Annotated in this window: 12 protein-coding genes; 6 read left to right on the top strand and 6 right to left on the bottom strand. The window is 40.3% G+C overall.

Features of this window, described 5'->3' with window-relative positions:
- Positions 1 to 59: 59 nt before the first annotated feature.
- From J9537_RS02220 to J9537_RS02205, 4 genes are all read right to left on the bottom strand, one after another.
- A complete protein-coding gene (locus J9537_RS02220; protein ID WP_218256567.1) occupies positions 60 to 446 on the bottom strand; it encodes a C-GCAxxG-C-C family protein in 387 nt (128 codons plus the stop codon).
- Between the two features lie 27 nt (positions 447 to 473).
- Positions 474 to 911 (bottom strand): GNAT family N-acetyltransferase, encoded by a 438-nt coding sequence (locus J9537_RS02215; RefSeq protein ID WP_218256566.1) that lies wholly within the window; start codon positions 909 to 911, stop codon positions 474 to 476.
- 26 nt (positions 912 to 937) lie between these two features.
- The gene (locus J9537_RS02210; RefSeq protein WP_218256565.1) at positions 938 to 3,085 is read right to left on the bottom strand and encodes an ATP-dependent helicase; all 2,148 of its coding nucleotides are present in this window, start codon (positions 3,083 to 3,085) and stop codon (positions 938 to 940) included.
- A 158-nt stretch (positions 3,086 to 3,243) separates the two neighbouring features.
- Positions 3,244 to 4,260 (bottom strand): PocR ligand-binding domain-containing protein, encoded by a 1,017-nt coding sequence (locus tag J9537_RS02205; protein WP_218256564.1) that lies wholly within the window; start codon positions 4,258 to 4,260, stop codon positions 3,244 to 3,246.
- 168 nt (positions 4,261 to 4,428) lie between these two features.
- Between J9537_RS02205 and J9537_RS02200 the strand changes: the two genes are divergently transcribed.
- The 5 genes from J9537_RS02200 (at position 4,429) to J9537_RS02180 (ending at position 9,250) form a co-directional block, all read left to right on the top strand.
- Positions 4,429 to 5,559 carry a glycerol dehydrogenase gene (locus J9537_RS02200; protein WP_218256563.1) on the top strand — a complete coding sequence of 377 codons (1,131 nt, stop codon included), beginning with the start codon at positions 4,429 to 4,431 and terminating at the stop codon, positions 5,557 to 5,559.
- 55 nt (positions 5,560 to 5,614) lie between these two features.
- Positions 5,615 to 6,013 (top strand): dihydroxyacetone kinase phosphoryl donor subunit DhaM, encoded by a 399-nt coding sequence (gene dhaM / locus J9537_RS02195; protein ID WP_218256562.1) that lies wholly within the window; start codon positions 5,615 to 5,617, stop codon positions 6,011 to 6,013.
- Between the two features lies 1 nt (position 6,014).
- On the top strand, positions 6,015 to 6,998 hold the full coding sequence (dhaK, locus tag J9537_RS02190) for a dihydroxyacetone kinase subunit DhaK (protein ID WP_218256561.1): 984 nt from the start codon (positions 6,015 to 6,017) through the stop codon (positions 6,996 to 6,998).
- A gap of 25 nt (positions 6,999 to 7,023) precedes the next feature.
- The gene (dhaL, locus tag J9537_RS02185) at positions 7,024 to 7,623 is read left to right on the top strand and encodes a dihydroxyacetone kinase subunit DhaL (RefSeq protein WP_218256560.1); all 600 of its coding nucleotides are present in this window, start codon (positions 7,024 to 7,026) and stop codon (positions 7,621 to 7,623) included.
- Between the two features lie 217 nt (positions 7,624 to 7,840).
- A complete protein-coding gene (locus J9537_RS02180) occupies positions 7,841 to 9,250 on the top strand; it encodes an MFS transporter (protein ID WP_218256559.1) in 1,410 nt (469 codons plus the stop codon).
- 80 nt (positions 9,251 to 9,330) lie between these two features.
- On the opposite strand, the gene J9537_RS02175 is transcribed toward J9537_RS02180, so the two are convergent.
- On the bottom strand, positions 9,331 to 10,680 hold the full coding sequence (locus J9537_RS02175) for a CHAP domain-containing protein (protein ID WP_218256558.1): 1,350 nt from the start codon (positions 10,678 to 10,680) through the stop codon (positions 9,331 to 9,333).
- A gap of 288 nt (positions 10,681 to 10,968) precedes the next feature.
- On the opposite strand from J9537_RS02175, the gene ypfJ reads away from it, so the two are divergent.
- Complete coding sequence (gene ypfJ, locus J9537_RS02170; protein ID WP_218256557.1) at positions 10,969 to 11,865, top strand: KPN_02809 family neutral zinc metallopeptidase; 897 nt, start codon at positions 10,969 to 10,971, stop codon at positions 11,863 to 11,865.
- A gap of 125 nt (positions 11,866 to 11,990) precedes the next feature.
- On the opposite strand, the gene J9537_RS02165 is transcribed toward ypfJ, so the two are convergent.
- The gene (locus J9537_RS02165) at positions 11,991 to 18,884 is read right to left on the bottom strand and encodes a VaFE repeat-containing surface-anchored protein (RefSeq protein WP_218256556.1); all 6,894 of its coding nucleotides are present in this window, start codon (positions 18,882 to 18,884) and stop codon (positions 11,991 to 11,993) included.
- Positions 18,885 to 18,895: the final 11 nt, after the last annotated feature.

The following is an 18,895-nucleotide window of genomic DNA, read 5'->3' as shown; positions in this document are numbered from 1 at the left end:
TTTTTATTCTGAATAAAGAAGATCAGCCAACGCTTCTGTTAACTGATCCATATTCCCTTTTATTCAGTTAGATTGTCTTCGAGAAGCTTCACAGCAGTACGGACATACTCGGAACATGGTCTTTTTCCAAGCAGCTTCGTGCAGTAAAGCGAGCCGTATGTTTGTTGAAACTCTTGCGTCATTTCAACGACAAGCTTTCCAGCTGCATCATTTTTACACTTTGCTGGATCAATCATTTCCGGTGTTCCTTTTAAAAAATTTGCGATCATATACGTGCCAGCTAATGCTCCGCATAACCCCTGATAATTACCGCCGCCATAGTGACTCGCCAGTTCATTTCCCCTGTCCAACTCGAGCCCGATTTCCTGGCAATAAGCACCGACGACTGCCTGACAACAGTTACGACCCGCTTGAAAATAAGTCATTGCTTGCTCTTCGTGATCCATGTCCCTCCATCCTTTCGATTTACTGACTCAAATCATTTTTACTAATGTAATACAAGATACGCCATCCTCTTCGTATGGCTCGCCTCTTTTTATATATCCTAAACTCTCATAAAAGGCTGCGGCTGACAATTCTCCGTGAATCAAAATCTGATTGTAGCGTTTCTGTTCAGCTACTTTTTCTAATGCTTTGACCACTTGACTACCTAAATGGTAGCCACGATATTCGGCAATCGTCGCTACACGACCAATCCGTGCTACATCCTTAGCTTCCGTTAACAAGCGAGCAGTTGCGACGGGTCGGCCTCCATCAAAAAGGACACTATAGATAGTAGCTAATGTATCATTCTGATCAAACTCATCCGCCAGTGACATGTTTCTTTCCAAAATGAAAACCTGCATTCGAACATAACTGCTGGCCGCTCGCAGATAATTTGCACTGCCTATTTCTAATCTCAAGTCTGCCATAATGCCTCCTGTTTCCATCTATTATACTATTTTTTTCGATACTCTTTGAGTGGCAATCCTGCTTCTTTTAAAAACGGCGAGGGTTCAATGGTTTTATTGTTGACAGTTTTTGGATAGGTAACATAAAGATTTTCCTTTGCACGTGTAATAGCCACATACATCAATCGGCGTTGCTCCTCTAACGTTGTCGGTGGAGCGCCTTCCTCTCTTGCCTTTTGCAAATCACAGTCGGCTTTCTTTACTGTGTGATGGTTTGGTAACGCGTCTTGATAAACACCTTTAATAAAGATGTTTTTCTTGCCTAAGCCTTTACTGGCATGGATCGACAATAAATAAACGGCATTTAATTTTTCCTGATCATAGTCACGCAGTCTTTTTTTCATACCTTCGTTTTGCTGACTAGCCTGTTGAAAAGCTTCTAGAAGCCCTGGCCAATCTCCTGCTGCAGACAACTCTTTATGCAACCAATCTGCCTCTTCTTCACTCAAATCCTTTTTGAATTTGGGTGTTGCCAGCAGCGCATCTGCTAATGCCGTAAGATTTAGCCTACCCTGTTGATAAAAAAAGTACATTTCCTTAAAAAACACTTTTGCATGATCTTGCGATGATGGAGAAAGATTTCGTTCACTGACTAAAAAAGCAACTAGATCATTAATCTTAAACTTGTTTTTACTAAACAGTTCGTCGCTAAATTTTGCACTAGAATTAAATTTGATGAAATGAAAAAAGGCATATTGCTGAATGATTTTCTTCAGTGCGTCATTTTTTTGTTGGATTGCTGTCGCCGAGGCCAACATTTCTAATTGCTGAAAGAGCGTCTTAAACAACGGCAATCCAAAAATCCCCAACAAGTCATCGTTAGACGGTGTAACAAAAGGTACCTTGTGTTTTTTTAATTGTTTCAACAGGGAACGCAGCTGTACCCGTGTCGGATACAAGACCATCGTACCACGATAATCAGGGCTGCCATCCTCCAGCGGAGCTTCACTGGCTAACTTCTGTATTTTTTGTCCGATCCAAGCGGCCTCATCCTCATCATCAGGAAAACCAATGCCATAACAATCATGAGCAGTCGTTGTTTTACTAGCAGTCATCGTTTTTTCCAATCGATCATGGGCATTAAAACGAATCAAGCGATTGCCTGCTTCTACGATCGGTGCATCTGAACGATAGTTAGTCATTAATTTCAGAGACGTTTGTTTGTACTCTTGTTCAAACGTCTTAATATAACTCGGCTCCGCCCCGCGAAAGTAGTAAATACTTTGGTCATCATCCCCAACAATAATCAGCTTACTGGAATTTTTCTGCATGACTTCCTTATCTGGCGGACAGATCAACGCCACAATCTGTTTTTGTAACGGGTTGATATCCTGAAACTCATCAATAAAAATGTAACGGTATTTCTCCTGCAGCGTTTGCCGGGCTGTTCTGTCGTTTTCTAAAATCAATTTCAGATTAAACAACATATCGTCAAAAGTAATAAAGTGCTGCGTCTTTTTTGTCAACGCCAGCTCAGTTAAAAACTGCTGAAAAACTTCACTTAATTTTTGATTCAGAAGAAGCTCCTGCCCATCAAAATACTTGGCGACAAATCCAACCATCTCCTGATCCGAATACCCCATGTTTCGCCAATAGCTAATGCGAGAGGCAATCGTTCGATCTTCAAGCTTGTCAAAATTGTATAAATGATATTTTTTTATTAAGTGATTCGCCACTTGATAATATTGATCTTCATCGATTTGCCCTTCAATCCCCCACTGTTTCAGGTCGGGATTCTTCCGCAGCAACTCATTGTACTCCGCGTTGAACCAGCCATGAAATGTTTGTACTTTGACACGAGCATAGCCGCCTAAATAATGATTGACTCGCGCTTCCATCTCTAACTTTGCCTTACGCGAAAAAGTACACATCATGATTGCCTTTGGATCTACTGATTTTTCTAATACTAAATAAGCCGCTTTGGCACAAATTGTTTGAGTCTTGCCGCTTCCTGCACCAGCGATAATCCGTAAATGCGTCTGCATTGGAAAACGAATCGCCGCTAATTGATCTTCACTAAAAGAATGACCATTATTCTGCGCAATTAATTGCTGCAAAGTATCTTTATCATCCAGCGTATCTCGTTCTGCTTCGATTAAATCTGATTTTATGTAATTTGAAAGCTTTGTGAACATGTATCCTTGGTTCCCTTCTATGTAAAAAAAATCATACTTGTTTATTATAACTGAATCGTAGGAATTTAATAGCGAACACCACCAAAGCACCAAAAAAGTGATTGCAGAAAAAAAGCAGTGCCCTTTTCTGCAATCACTTTTGATTAGCTCCATTTATCTTATTTCAGCCTTTGCTGATCTTTTCTGTATTTCAATGGCGTGACTCCTGTAATTTTTTTGAAGCTGCGAACAAAATAACTAGGCTCAATATAGCCAAGTGCATCGCTGATTTCAGCAATCGGCCAATCCGTTGTCTCTAACAATTGTTGTGCCCAATAAACTTTTAGCTTCCCATAAATTTTGCTAAAAGGTTCTCCAAACTCTTCTTTTAACAAACGACTTAGATAGCTAGGCGAAAGATTACTTACCTCGGCTAACGTTTTCAGGTCCACATGATTCGCCTTATTCTCAAATACTAAATCAATCGCAGGCTGTAATAATGGATTTTTAGCTAAATAAACTCCTGTTGAATCCTGCAGACGATTTTCTAATTTCGAATGTTGAATATCTTGTTGAACAAATTCTAAGTCCAATGATTGCTCATCGACGGGATCTTTCCGCTTAGATAGACGCAATGTTTGTCGATAGGCTTTGATTAAATAGTCCTTTTTTATTGCCTCAGACACAATGTATTCACTGATCTTTTCCAGCATCTCTGCCGATTTTTTTAAGTCTTCTTTAGTGAAACGCGGGTATTGATCGATCAAAAAATGATGCTCTTTTTTAAATGTATTTAGGAAAGTTTGATCCTCTACCTGCAGCACCTGCTCTAAATCCTCCTGCTCCTCTTCTAACAGGATTTCTCCCGCCATGATAGCTCCTACATAACGATTATCTATCATGATAGGAATCGCCATATCGACGATATCGAAATGGCACCGATAGATAAAGGGTTGTCCTGTTCGTACAGCTTCAAGTCCCCCGCGAGAATCACACTTTTCACAATAAACAGAAAGCTCCGGATGATTACGGACTAGCTGACAAAAAGGCTGAACCTGACTATGCTTTGTTACAGGTCTGCCTCGATAGTCCACCAATATAATGGCTAAATGCGTCGCTATTGCAATACTTTCCTGAACAGCTTCCCATTTATTCAGATCCAGTACTTGTTCAATATCAAATTGTGTGTTGTTCACAGGATCACCTCTAAATTTATTATAGAACTTCCGAGCAAAATAGCAAAATTTTCCCATTTCATAAAATAGTTCAATGTTTTTATGAAAGAAAGCGGTAACACAGTTCAATGATTATTTTATGATAACGCTTTATGATTAACGTGTAAACAAAACAAAGGAGGATTCATCATGAGAAAAGCACTTATCTTACCAACAAAATATGTTCAAGGAGAAGACGAACTATTAAACTTAGGTTATTTTGTCAAAACATTCGGAAAATCTGCCCTGTTGATTGCCAATCCCGATGACGTTGAGCGGATCCGTCCACAGCTTGATTCCACAGCCAACAAATTCAATATTTCATTTATTGAAGGCGGATTCAATGGGGAAGTTACTCGAGAAGAAACCAAACGTCTCCAAGCAATCGCTAAGGAAAAACAAACAGATTGCATCATTGGTTTAGGCGGGGGAAAGGCGATCGATGCTTCAAAAGTCGTAGCGGAAGGCGAACGTTTAATTATTGTTCCTACAATTGCTGCGCAGGACGCACCGACTTCACATTCAGCAGTGCTCTACCACGCAGACGGGTCATTTGATGATTACGCGTATTTCAAACAAAGTCCAAGTGTTGTCCTAGTAGATACAAAAGTGATTGCTAAAGCACCGACGCGTTTCCTTGTCGCTGGTATGGGAGATGCATTATCAACGTATTTTGAAGCACGCGCTACACACAATTCTTATTCACGGGTAAACGCAAGCTTGCCAATGGGGTCTCTAGATGGATCAACGCCACCAGCAAGTGGAACCTACGCAGCACTGGCCATGGCAAAACTTTGTTGGGAACACTTACAGGAAGACGGTTTGAACGCAAAAATTGCCTGTGATGCTAACGTGGTCACAGAGTCGTTAAATAAAATCGTTGAAACCAATATCTTACTTTCAGGCTTAGGTTTTGAAAGTGGCGGTTTGGCTGCAGCGCATGCTATCCACAATGGAATGACCGTACTTCCCGGAACACACCATTATCTTCATGGAGAAAAAGTTGCTTTTGCAACTCTAGCTCAACTTGTATTAGAAGATGCGGAAACAGCCGAACTTCATGCGGTGATGGACTTCATGACAGCAATTGGTTTACCTCTCACATTAGCTGATCTGGGGGTGCCTTCGATCACCTTTGAAGAAGCCTTAGAAGTCGCAAAAATCGCTTCAATTCCAGAAGAGTCGATTCATTCTATGCCATTCCCAATTGTGGTGGAAGAAGTTGCAAATGCGATCATCGTCGCTGATCGCATTGGACAGGCCTACAAAGATTCGCACTGATTGAGCTTTAATTATTCGAGAACTTTTAAATCTATTTAAAATAAGGAGTAATTCTATGAAAAAGGCAATTCTCTTAGTTTCACATAGTAAAAAGATTACAGATGGCGTGAAAGACATGATCGAACAAATGGCTCAAAGTGATTCCCTTCAGATCTTTTCTTTAGGTGGAACCGCTGATAATGAACTAGGCAGTGATCCTACCAAAATCGTTGAAGCTATCGATAAAAACGATTCAGTCGATACCTTCTTTGTCTTTGCTGATCTAGGAAGTGCTGTCCTAAGTGCTGAATTGGCTTTTGATATGTTGGAAGCAGAGCAGCAAAAAAAATATGTATTAGTTGATGCTCCTTTAGTGGAGGGCGCCTTCGCTGCTGGAATTACTGCTAGTGTCTCCGATGACCTTGAGCACATTCTAACAGAAGCAAAAAATGCACCTAAGAAGGGATGGCGCTAAGATGAAAAAAATTATGAATGAACCAAGAGATATCATCGAAGAAATGTTGTCTGGAATCGTGACTAGCTATCCAACGATTGTTCATCGAGTGACGGATTCACGAGTCATAGCCAGAAATATGGCTTCCTCGTATGTAGGAATCGTCTCAGGAGGGGGCAGCGGTCACGAACCTGCTCATGCAGGATTTGTTGGTGATGGCATGCTAAGTGCAGCTGTTCTTGGTGATGTATTTACCTCACCTACTCCTGATCAAATTGAACTTGCCATTGAAGAAGCAAATAATGACCAAGGCGTCCTATTGGTTGTTAAAAACTATACCGGTGATATTTTGAATTTTGAAATGGCGAAGGAAATCGCAGAGATGAACGATATCGCTGTGGAGATCGTCGTAGTGGATGATGACATTGCCGTAGAAGACAGTACGTATACTGCCGGCAAACGAGGAGTCGCTGGAACTATTTTGGTTCATAAAATACTGGGCCATGCCGCAAAACATGGCGCTGATTTACCCACATTAAAAAAATTAGGGGACCAGGTTGTAGCAGCAACCAAAACGATTGGCGTGGCACTAAAAGCCGCGACTGTTCCTGAAGTCGGAAAACCGGGCTTTTTATTAGCAGAAGATGAAATCGAATTCGGCGTTGGTATTCACGGCGAACCAGGATATCGTCGAGAAAAATTGCAGCCTTCAAAGAAATTAGCAGAAGAATTAGTCGGGAAATTGATCTCTTCCTATGACAAGAAGCCAAATGAAATCGGTGTTTTAGTCAATGGAATGGGTGGAACCCCTTTGATGGAGCAATTCATTTTTATTAACGATGTTTCAGATTTGCTGAAAAAAGAAAAGATACAGGTCAGCTTCCATAAAGTCGGGAATTACATGACCTCGATTGACATGCAGGGACTTTCCTTAACATTTATTGATTTAACAAATACAGACTGGCAAAAAGCATTGACAGCTCCAGTTTCAACAATTTCTTGGTAATTTTACATGTAAGGAGTAAGGGAAAATGAATATAACAGTAAAAGAAATTCAAGCTTGGTTGTCCGATTTCGAACAAGCGATTGCAGAAAATAAAGCTTATTTGAGTGAGTTAGATACGCCCATTGGTGATGGTGATCATGGGAATAACATGGATCGCGGAATGACTGAATATGCTAAAGTAGTTAAAGAAAAACAACCTCAGACAATTAGTGATACCTTCAAGATTCTGTCTATGGCACTCATCTCAAAAGTTGGTGGAGCTTCAGGACCCTTATATGGCTCAGCCTTTATGAATTTGACAAAAGAAACGAACAATCTAACCGAAATCACTAATAAACAAGAACTTGCTGAGCTCTTAGAAGCAGGATTACAAGGAATTCAAGCTCGCGGAAAAGGCGTTCCAGGCGACAAAACCATGGTAGATGTTTGGCAAACAGTGATTGATGATCTGAAAAACACTGAATTATCTTCTGATAGCATCGAAGCCGCTAAAGAAAAGACAAAAGATATGCAAGCAAAAAAAGGCCGTGCTTCCTATTTAGGAGAACGCTCCATCGGACACATTGATCCCGGGGCGGCCTCTAGCGCGATCCTCTTCCAAAGTCTTCTCCCCTACTTAAACTGATGATAAATGCTTGGCGGTTTCTCGCTGAGCATTTTCTCTTTTTAAGCCATCTTCTCCATAATGGTTTCTTCGAGAGCTTCATACAGGCAATTTCTTCTACTGTAAAGTCCATTTCATAGCCTCTTGATACAACTAAAAATACACTATTGTCGTAATTTTTTTCGATAGTCACTATAATGAGTGGGAATTATATCTCTTCATTTTAGGAGCGAACACTATGGAAAAACAGAAAACACTCAGTAGGTCTATTATAATTTTAGGACTATTTTCTTTTATCACCTCTCTATCAGGTGAAAGTACGAACTTAGCCTTGCCAACAATCAGTCATGCCTTGGCAATTACAAATAACGAAGCCACATGGATCGTGCAAATCGGTTTAATCACCACGACGATCTTGTTGGTGGCTTTTGGACATTTGGGGGACATTCTTTCGAAAGAACTAATTTTTCTCGTCGGCGGCATATTGTTTACAGCTGGATCACTCATTAACGGTCTATCACCAAGTTTTACCGCTCTTTTATTCGGGCGTATCGTCCAAGCAATCGGCTCAGCCATGATCATGGCGAACTCTATCGGGCTAACCACAGAGTATTCGACCCCTGAAAAACGGGGAACTGCTTTGGCGATCATCTCCATGTTTATTTCAGTCGGTGCGATTTCAGGACCTGCCTTAGGTGGTGTTCTGCTATCGGCATTTTCCTGGCGCTGGATCTATTTAATTAATGTCCCATTAGGTTTGATTTTTACCTTTATCGGCTATCACGTCTTTACTTTTCCAAAGTTGACTAGAGTCACAATTGAACAGCCCTTAAAAGAAGCCAATTGGCTGGGGCAGGGAATTTTCTCTGTAGGAATTATCACCCTATCTCTTTCAAGTCTTTTCTTTCAAAGTTCGAATGCCCGTTATTTAGTAGGAAGTCTCGCATTTTTTATTGGTGCTAGTCTAACCATCTATTCCTTTATTCAGGATGATCATAGTAAAAATCCTTGGATTTCACCAAATGTCCTACGAAACAAGCGATTTATGTTATCGATGTTTGCGCTGTTTTTAGCGATGCTAACCAATGTCGCTTCCAATATCTTATTGCCTTTCTATCTTCAAAGTTTACACCGAATTGATCCCATGATCAGTGGATTGGTAATGGTCCTGCAATCCGTCGTTATGCTGTTGATTGCTCCAATCGCTGGACGGCTTTCGGATAAAATAGGTTCCAGCAAACTAATCATCACAGGAATCAGCACTTTGATTCTTTCTCAAATCGGCTATACTTTTTATCCCTTAAAACTAAATTGGCTGCTGGTTTTATTTCCTATTCTTTTAAACGGAATTGGCATGGGAATCTTTCTATCTCCAAATAACTCACTAGCGATGTCCTTTGTTGACAAACAATTTACCGGTGTCGCAGGCTCATTAACCTCATTCTTTAGAACAATCGGCATGAGCCTTGGAATCAGTATCGCGTCTGCCGTTTTGTTCGCACAATTACCCAATGTTCGCTACATCTCACCAGCTTTAGGCAACCATTTTATTCATGCCTTTCATAATGTTTTTTGGGTTATGACTGCTCTAGCGATCCTTTGCTTATTATTGTCTATCTATGCAATCAAAAGTAAGCAAAAAAAATAGCCTCAGACTAATTGCTTTTCAGGATTATTTGCCTTAAAAAAAAAGAGTTTCCGATCTCTCGGAAACTCTTTTGCTGGTTCTTATGGGTGAATATATTGTAAACCAGCTGCGCTTAATGTCGCAGTATTTGGTCCAGTCGGTGATGGGAAGCCCATACCGCCTTGAGTAATAGTGATTGTATTGTTTGAAGCATTGTATGATTGAACATAAGCAACGTGCCCGTATGAAGGATCCGCATTCCATGTTCCAACGGATTGCCCTTGAGCAAAGACCACGATTGATCCAGCTGCAGGCGTACCATCTACTTGGAAGCCATCAGCAGCTGCTGAAGCACCCCATTGACATCCGTTACCCCAATAAGTTCCAGCCCAAGGAGCAACTTGTTTTACGTACCAAGTACATTGACCTACTGCATACATATTACCTGAACCAGTGTGATCGACTTTACTGCCGCCAGTACTTGTTGGTGGTGTAGGCGTTGGTGCTGGTGTTGAATCTTTTGTATCCTCAGTCGTGCTAGTAGTTGTTTCTTGTGTTGAAGAAGATGACGTTGAGTTTTCTTCACTTGAACTTGATGAAGCTTCAGTAGAAGATGCTGTTGAACTTTCCGCTGTTTCTTTCGCTTGTTCAGCAGCAGCCTTTGCTTGAGACTCTTCAAACGCTTTTTGTGCTTTTGCAGCTTCTTTGGCTTGACGTTCTTGTTCAGCTTTTTGTGCTTTTGCAGCTTCTTGCTGTTCTTTCAAGACACGTGCTTGCTCTGCTTTCGCTTCTTCTTGTTCTTTCTTCAATTTCGCTTTATCTTGTTCAGCGGTTGCTTGTTCCGCAGCATAGTTCGCTTTCACAACATTCAATTCAGCTTGTTTGTTGGCAATTTCATTTTTTTGTGTTTCTAATTCTTTTTGGTTTGCTTGAATTTCAGCAACTTTTGTTTCATTATCTTTAACTTTTTCTTCTACCGCTTTTTCATCAGCTTTTTGTTGCTCCATCAATGAATGGTTTGCTTTAACCATCGTTGACATTGCTTGAACACGGCCGATCACGTCTGATAATGAATCTGCTTCTAAAACAGCAGAAACATAGCTAGAAGCTTGCCCCTTCACCTGTGTATCACGGGCTTGGTTCTTGATTACTTCATTACGTTTTGCGATACGTACTTTCAAAGTAGCAATTTTTTCTTGTAACTTCATTGTATCTTTATTTAATTGATCTTGTTTCGCTTCTAAGTCTTTGACTTTTCCACTAACTGTTGCGATTTCACTTGTTAATCCATCAATTTGTGTTTGAACATCGGATTGCTTTCCTTGTAAATCACTGATCTTTTGGTCTTTTTCTTGAATTTGTTGATCATAATTATCTGCTAGTGCAATACTTGGCACTGCTGAGACAGCAATTGTACACACCAACAATGCTGATAATATACTCTTTTTCACTAATTATTCCTCCGGCTATTATGTTGATTTAAATGAATGATCGCATAACGTCAGAAGTAATTCTAACATAGTGATATATCACGCAGATAAAAGTAATGTTACAAATATATTTCAATATTATTCTTAAAGTTTTTAAATTAAGAAAGAGAAAACCCTTTGCCCTCACTATTTATGTCTCTTTCAGAAAGAAAACGAAGAGAAATACAGTGCATTATTAGGCCTATTCTTTGGTGCTATTTCTCTTTTCAGCTAAAATGGAATTAAAAGAAAGAGGGGGGGGGGAATAGTATGCGCTGGCGAGGAGATCGACAAAGCTCCAATGTGGAAGATCGTTCAGGAAGTAACAATCGACCTGCCGGAAAAATAGCGGCTGGTGGCGGTATTGGTGTATTTTTGATTGCTATTATTGTTTTTTTCATTTCTGGAGGAGATTTAGGGACAGTCACCGACACTTTAGGCGGTGGTATTACTCCGGCAACTTATGAAACTGAAAATGTTTCTTCAAAAGAATACACGGAGCAAAAAGAATTTGCCGCAGTCGTCTTTGCACATTTAGAGGATTACTGGGACAGCGAGTTTGAACAGTTGGACAAGCCCTATCAAAATCCAAAACTCGTGCTATTTACTGATAGCGTAAACTCAGCCTGTGGACAAGCAAGCTCACAGGTCGGACCCTTTTATTGCCCTGCCGATCAAAACGTTTACTTAGATTTAAGTTTTGCTGATGAGTTATCCAATAAGTACGGCGCAACAGGTGACTACGCAATGGCTTACGTGATCGCCCATGAAGTCGGACATCATGTACAAAATGAGTTGGGAATAACTAACCAACTTGAGAAAATTCGAAAACAGATTTCAGAAACTGAATACAATAAATATAGTGTACGTCTAGAATTACAGGCTGACTATTTAGCAGGATGTTTTTCAAAATATCTCGCTGGAGAAACCTATCAAGGACAGTCAATTCTAGAAGAAGGCGACATTGAGGAAGCAATCACTGCGGCAAATGCGATTGGTGACGACACGCTGCAAAAAGAATACCAAGGATATGTCGTTCCAGATAGTTTTACCCACGGCACTAGCCAACAGCGCACGGATTGGTTCAAGCGCGGGTTCAAATACGGTGACTTAGAACATGGGGATACATTTAATGAAAAGAATCTAGATTTATCAACAGCCGCGTAAATTTAGAAATAGTCCATTGTTATGCCGATCAAGTTACTTTTTTATACGAAAAAATTTCCTCTCAAAAATTATTTCGAGAGGAAATTTTTTGTTTGGAATAACTTACGCACTACAGTACTAGAGAATTATGCTTTCTTTTTCCGATAAAAGTAGAGTGCCCCTGCCAAAATGACAATTACTAATCCGATATAAGGCAAGACTTTCAACACTTGCTCCCCTGTTTGCGGCAAACTTCCACCGCTGCTGTATGAAGAATCTCCTCCCCCATACGACACATCGAGGCCGCTGCCGTTGTTGAAAATATCACTTTTTGTCGAAGGCAGCTCAGGATTTGTTTTCTTCACTGTTACCGTTTGAGCTTCATCATTGATATCCTCATGAGCACCAATCAGATTCCCCTTCGTATCAAATAATTTTTCAAAAGCAACGAGTGTCAAATCATCTGAAAGTATATTACGACGGAAAGTAAAGCTCATTTCGACTGTTCCGCTACCAGTATCGCTAGCTACAAACGTTGCCTGACTCTCAATTTCGCGTCCCATTACAGTGAATGGTTCAGCTGAATTTTTCAACATCAGTTTGCCACGCACAGTGTAGCTTTCTCCCGGAACTAGATTTTCATAAAAAACAATATCCTTAATGACGACATCTTCATCACTATCTTTACTGATTTCAGCCGCTTGTGTTCCAACTTTCGGATAATTTACTGATTGATCTTTATCTTCAATATCGGTATGAGCAGCTACTTCTCTATCTTCTTGATACAACGTCTCAAAGACAACAACAGTTTTACCAGCCAGATCGCCCTTCGTGATCTTGAATTCCAATTCGATGGTACCATCACGCTTAGTCGCTTTGAAGGTCTTCTCAGCATGAACCTCATTGCCATCGCGGGTTAAGAATGGCTTGTTCGTCGCTTTGTCCATCAAGACGCCTTTGACCGTGTATTCCTTGCCAATTTCTAAATTCTTGTAGTTGACTTCATCCACTACGGTTACTTCGTCATCAGCATATCCTTCATTTGTTCCAGTTTCTTTGTCTTTAGCCTTCGTGGAAACCTCTGGCTGACGGACTGTCTGATCTTCATCTTCGATATCCTCATGCAATCCAACCAGTTTGCCTTCACTATTAAACAATTTCTCGAAGACTACTAATACAGTATCTTCGGTTAAATACTTGCGGTCAAATTGGAAAGTAACTTCCACCGTTCCGCTTCCAGATTCTGAAGCGATAAAGGTCGCCTTACTCGTTACTTCTTCCTCTCCCACCTTAAAGGCTTTTCCTGTTTCTTTATCCATCAACGTACCAGTAACCGTATATTCTTTTCCTGGAACTAAGTTTTCATAAGATACGCTATCTTTAATGATCACTTCTTTATCCGTTGATCCAGTGGTTTCAGAAGCTTTGGTTCCGACTTTCGGATAAGACACAGTTTGTGCTTCATCTTCAATATCCGTATGAGCGGCTACCTCTTTTACATCGTGATAAAGTGTTTCAAAAACAACCACTGTCTTACCAGCGAGGTCACCACGTTTAATAAAGAATTCTAAATTGATGGTGCCATCAGGCGTTTCCGCCTTGAAGGTCTTCTCAGCGTGGACCTCTTCTCCGTCACGAGTCAAGAATGGCTTGCCTGTCGCTTTATCCATCAACGTTCCTTTAACCGTGTAGTTCTTACCAACGATCAAATGTTTATATGACACTCTATCTACGATCGTTACCCGTTCATTGGCTAATCCTTCATCCATCTCTGTATCTTTATCGATGGCGTCTGTTTTTACTTCAATCTCTGGTTTGACTTCTACAGTTTGATCTTTGTCTTCGATATCTTCATGCAAACCAACAAGCTTGCCTTCAACGTTATATAGTTTTTCAAAGACCACTAGATTTTTAGGATCTTCTAAGGCTTTGCGATCAAATGTAAACTCAACTTCAACCGTGCCTGTTCCTTTTTTGTTTGCTGTGAAGTCCGTCTTACCAGTCACTTCTTTTCCGTCAACTTTAAAGGCTTCTCCAGTTGTTTTATCCATCAGCACGCCTGTTACTTGATATTCTTTTCCAGGAATCAAATTATCATAAGAAACCAGGTCTTTTAGGACAACAGTCTCTACATGAACGCTCGTTTCAGAAGCTTTTGTTCCCACTTCTGGATAGTTGACTGATTGATCTTTGTCATTAATATCCGTGTGGGAGCCCACTTCCTTGTCTTCAACATATAACGTTTCAAAGACGACAACGGTCTTACCTGCTAAATCACCTTTCGTTACAATAAACTCTAAATCAATCGTGCCATTCTGAGTTTGAGCAACAAAATCACGTTCCGCATGTACTTCATTACCATCTTTCGTCAAGAAAGGTTTGCCAGTCGCTTTATCCATCAGGACACCTTTGACCGTGTATTCTTGGCCAACATTCAAGTTTTTATACGAAACCGTATCAATAATCTTCACTTCTTCTTTTGCTAAACCTTCGTTCATGTCAGTTTCTTCATCTTTTGCCGAAGTTTTGATCTCAACATCTGGTTTTACTTCAACCGTCTGGTCTTCGTCATCAATATCCTCATGAGTACCAACAACTTTGCCAGTTGATCCATACACGCGTTCAAAGACAACCAGTTCCTTGTTATCTTTCAAAGCACTTCGATCAAAAGTAAATTTCACTTTGACTGTACCATTACCGGTATCAGATGCGTTGAACATCGCAGAACCAGTGACTTCTTTCTTATCAATTAAGAAAGCTTTACCAGTTTCTTTGTCCATCAAAACACCTTCAACTTTGTACTGTTTCCCAGGAATCAAGTTCTCATATGAAACATTATCCTCGATAATGACCGTATCTCCGTGTATACTTGACTCAGCGGCTTTCGTACCGACATTAGGATAGTAAACGGTTTGGTCATCGTCTTCTATGTCAGTATGGGAGCCTACTTCTTTATCCTTGTTATACAACTTCTCGAAGACCACGACAGTTTTACCTGCTAAATCTCCTTTAGTTACCACAAACTCTAATTCAATTGTGCCATTTTTCTTTTCAGCAGTAAATTTCTTTTCCGCATGTACCTCTTTGCCTTCAGCTGTTAAGAATGGTTGGCCAGTTTCTTTGTCCATCAATACACCTTTGACAGTATATTCACGGCCAATAATCAAGTTCTTATAGCTCACTTTATCGATGATCGTTACTTCCTCTGCCGCATTTCCCTCATTCGTACCAGTATCTCCGTCTGTGGCGTTGGTTTCCAATTCAGGATAATTAACTGTTTGATCTTCATCATCGATTTCTTCATGAACAGCGACTTCTTTCTCACCTTCGTAAAGCTTTTCAAAAACAACAACGGTCTTGCCGCGCATATCTGTTTTCTTCACGACAAATTCTAAATCAATCGTGCCGTTTTCTTTATCAGCTTTAAAGGTTTTTTCAGCGGTTACTTTCTTACCATCAGAATCAACGAATGCTTGACCTGTTGCTTTATCCATCAAAACACCCTTGACAGTATATTCACGACCTACCACTAAATCTTTGTAAGAAACAGTATCAACGATCGTTACTTCTTCTTTTGGCTGACTATTCTCGTCTACCGCATTTCCTTCATTGATTCCTGAGTCTTTGTCTTTAGCACTTGTTCCGATCTCAATTTTTGGTCGAACAACGACATTTTCAGTTTCTTCACCTTTTTTACCAGTGTGAACTAAGTTGCCTTTTTCGTCGTACAATTTCTCAACGTAACCATAAGAACCGACTTCTTTAGGTGTAAACGTTCCTGATTTGTATTCGCCAGAGCTGCTGACTTTGATTTTATCTGACGTCCAGACAATATCTTTATCCGTTGCGCTTTCCGCATTAGCAAAGTCATTGATTTTATCAGAGAATTTGTACAGGTCAACAATCACGTAATAGCCATCTGGAACTGTATTTTCTAGAATGATCGTATCGTAGATTGGCTCTCCAAGATAAATATCATTGCTGGAAGCTTTCGTGTGGATATTCAATTTCTCTACATTAAATACCTCACCGCCATCGCCGTGTTCACCTTCATAAAGCACTTTGTTGGTTTTAGTATCTATAACTTTCGCTACCCATCCATAGGTTCCCGGCTCAGAAATTCTCAAGTCTTCTAATCCGTATCCCCCGGTGTTTGACTTGTACTCACCATATTTCTTAATCGGCATACCTTTAGAAGATTTTGCTATTTCTTTTGCATTTGAATAATTAAAGTCATTTACTTTATCACTATATTTATACAAGGTAAAGGTTACTTCGGCATCATCGCTCTTCAAAGATTTGTTGACATGCAGCGTATCATAGACTGGCTTGCCGACAAACGTGTACTCTTCATTTACCTGTGTATAATATTCTTCCTCTTGTCCTTGTGGAACGTGAACGGTTTCTGATGGTATGCCATACTCTGTTTCGAATTTGGCTAAACGTCCCTCATCTGAGCCACCTGATACTACGATCGTGTACCATCCAGCTTTATCAAATGGTTTGAACTCAGTTGTTCTCAATGTTCCTTGTAATAAAGGAGCTTTTACCACATCAAATACTTCTGCATTCGCAGGAACGCTGCCGCGAAGTGGTTTAGACGGACTGTAATACATCGTGAAGGTCGCTTCAAGCGCCTTGTCTTCCCCTTTACCAAAGCCATCTGGCAAATTATACTCGCCATTTTTATCAGGATCACGATCTTTTCCGACTAGTTCAGGATTCTTGAAGTCCCAGCTATCCGTATCGCCTTTTCCATCTGTCGGCAATCCCCATAATCCTGGAAGATCCAAGACAGTAATTGAATCATAAATCTGTGATCCAATCTCGGAAGTCGATTCAGAGACAGTCGTTTCGATATTTGGCGTCCACGGAACTACTACGTACTCATCTGCACTACCGAAGTCAGAATACCACGGTTCGGTATACGTGGTTTCAGCAATTTCTTCAACCCAAACATACCAACCCTTTTCAGTCACTTCGATTTCTGGTGTTGTAAACGTACCGTTGCCTTGAATCTTCGTTTGCACCTGACCAGCAACTTTTGCGTTAGAAGGAATTTGCGGACTTCCACCTTCATGGTTATTGCTGTTTTTAATAAAATCAGGCTTTGTTAAGAAAGGTCCTAATAACTTGCTTGTAATAGTAAGTTCATGACCGCCTTTATTTCCAGTGACCGTCAATTTATCCGCTACTTTTCCACCTTCAGGACTTAGCTGAGCGACTGTTGTTTCCGTCTTGACATTTGGTTGCCATTTGTTAAGCGTCTGCTCATCTTGTTCATTAAACTTACATTGGAACCCATTGTAAAAGTGTTCTTTGTTCGCTTGATCATTCAGATCTAACTTCAATACCGGATAGTAGAAACCAGCCTTCGTCGATTTCAAATGTGAGTTAACTACATGCTCCCCAGTGTTGGTTATCGTGAGTTCATCTTTTCCTAAATAACTAATATCATTTGGCAAACTTCCAACATCTATTTGAGTAGAACCATAATCCGTTTCAGAATAATACCAGTCTACAGCTAATTTCACTGGCACTTTGTTATTTGTTCCTAAAATATTCGGCCACGTCATATCTGGATCGGATAATTGGATATTCAACGTATCAACTAAAGTATCTCCGACCTTTACACGACTTTTAGCTTTTGTCGTCCCTGTTAAAGCAAATTTTTCAATAACTTTAATTTTTTCGTTTGTATCATTAAATGGCGCTTGGAAGCCTTCTTTTAGGAACTCTTTACTGGAGCCCTGTTTATCAATTTCCATTTTCAATACTGGATAATAGTAGCCTTGCTTGTCAATTAGATTTTTCGAATTTAACTGATACGTTCCTGGGGCACGAATCTCCATCATATCTGTCGTTACTTTACTAACTCCCGCTGGTAAATTAGTTACATCGTATTTCGTATTACCAAAATCTTGTGTTGAAAAATACCAGTCTACCTCTAGATTGATAGGAACATTCTGACCAGTGCTTGAATCAATGGCCCATTCCCCTTCTTTTAGTGAAATCGTTAATTCATCTGACAAACGATCTCCAACTTCAAGCTCCGTTGGTGCTTTTGTCGAACCCACAATTGAGAATTTTTCTACTTTTATCGGTAAATCATTCTTCACGGTTAACGCTTTTTGCAACGGAACATATGCGCCAACCATGTTTTGACTATTGGTCCAGTTATAACGAATCAATTGTGTCCCAGGTAAATTGTTAATCGTTGCCGTCACAGAAAGTGGATTACCAGCTGGTCCTTGAACCAAAGTATAGTTATCTAAATCTGCCGCTTTATTAATAGTAATGCTTCCGACAGAAGTAGATTCTCCATTTTTCTTAAACTGTCCGCCAGTCATTGATAACTGAATATTAGAACCATACCATTGGCTCACATCTGTTCCATTAGCTGACTTGATAACTAGCTTTGCTGTTGCTGTTTTTGTTCCTGGAATTTGCGTCAACTTTATTTCCGCTGTATAGGGACCCGCGTATTTTTGTGCAGCAGCATAGTGTTTACTGAAACTTGTGAGTACACTTTCTAATTGTGCGTCCCCTCTAAAAGCATTGACGCTTGTCAGAAATTTTTGAGCTGTGGCTGAATTGGCGCCTCCCGTTTCTAAATATCTGTGTACATAATAGGAAACAGTCGCATGATTTAGATGGCGATTCCCAGCGCCCCCATAATCCTTATTAACCAATTCATTCATTAAATAGGCGCCGATCGGATCAGTGATCGTTTGTTGTGTTGCTGAACCAAACCCAACACCATTTACCATCTTTCCATTCTCGGTACAGAACATGAACTTCGCTCCATTAGGCTCTGAACCGCCGGTTGCATAAGACACAGTACGAAAACGATTCGGGTTAGTTGTTCCGCCATACATATAGCCGTATGCATTTTGACCGAACCCCGTTCCTTCACTTGCTGTTGAGCCTGCTTCAGCAATCATAGACAAACCATTGACTCCAAATGTAGACACTACCATAAAGATAATTGCCAACACCCGAGTCGTTTTGCCAAGAATTTTTCTAATTCTTGCTTTCATTCTTTGACACT

Source organism: Enterococcus raffinosus, assembly GCF_019175485.1.
GTDB lineage: Bacteria > Bacillota > Bacilli > Lactobacillales > Enterococcaceae > Enterococcus_A > Enterococcus_A raffinosus.
The sequence above is the reverse complement of the archived record's forward strand: the minus strand, read 5'-3'. Positions and strand labels throughout refer to the sequence as shown.

Coding starts and splice junctions, on each gene's coding strand:
- J9537_RS02220 (WP_218256567.1), bottom strand. CDS start 446: ATGGATCACGAAGAGCAAGCAATGACTTATTTTCAAGCGGGTCGTAAC.
- J9537_RS02215 (WP_218256566.1), bottom strand. CDS start 911: ATGGCAGACTTGAGATTAGAAATAGGCAGTGCAAATTATCTGCGAGCG.
- J9537_RS02210 (WP_218256565.1), bottom strand. CDS start 3,085: ATGTTCACAAAGCTTTCAAATTACATAAAATCAGATTTAATCGAAGCA.
- J9537_RS02200 (WP_218256563.1), top strand. CDS start 4,429: ATGAGAAAAGCACTTATCTTACCAACAAAATATGTTCAAGGAGAAGAC.
- dhaM (WP_218256562.1), top strand. CDS start 5,615: ATGAAAAAGGCAATTCTCTTAGTTTCACATAGTAAAAAGATTACAGAT.
- dhaK (WP_218256561.1), top strand. CDS start 6,015: ATGAAAAAAATTATGAATGAACCAAGAGATATCATCGAAGAAATGTTG.
- dhaL (WP_218256560.1), top strand. CDS start 7,024: ATGAATATAACAGTAAAAGAAATTCAAGCTTGGTTGTCCGATTTCGAA.
- J9537_RS02180 (WP_218256559.1), top strand. CDS start 7,841: ATGGAAAAACAGAAAACACTCAGTAGGTCTATTATAATTTTAGGACTA.
- ypfJ (WP_218256557.1), top strand. CDS start 10,969: ATGCGCTGGCGAGGAGATCGACAAAGCTCCAATGTGGAAGATCGTTCA.
- J9537_RS02165 (WP_218256556.1), bottom strand. CDS start 18,884: ATGAAAGCAAGAATTAGAAAAATTCTTGGCAAAACGACTCGGGTGTTG.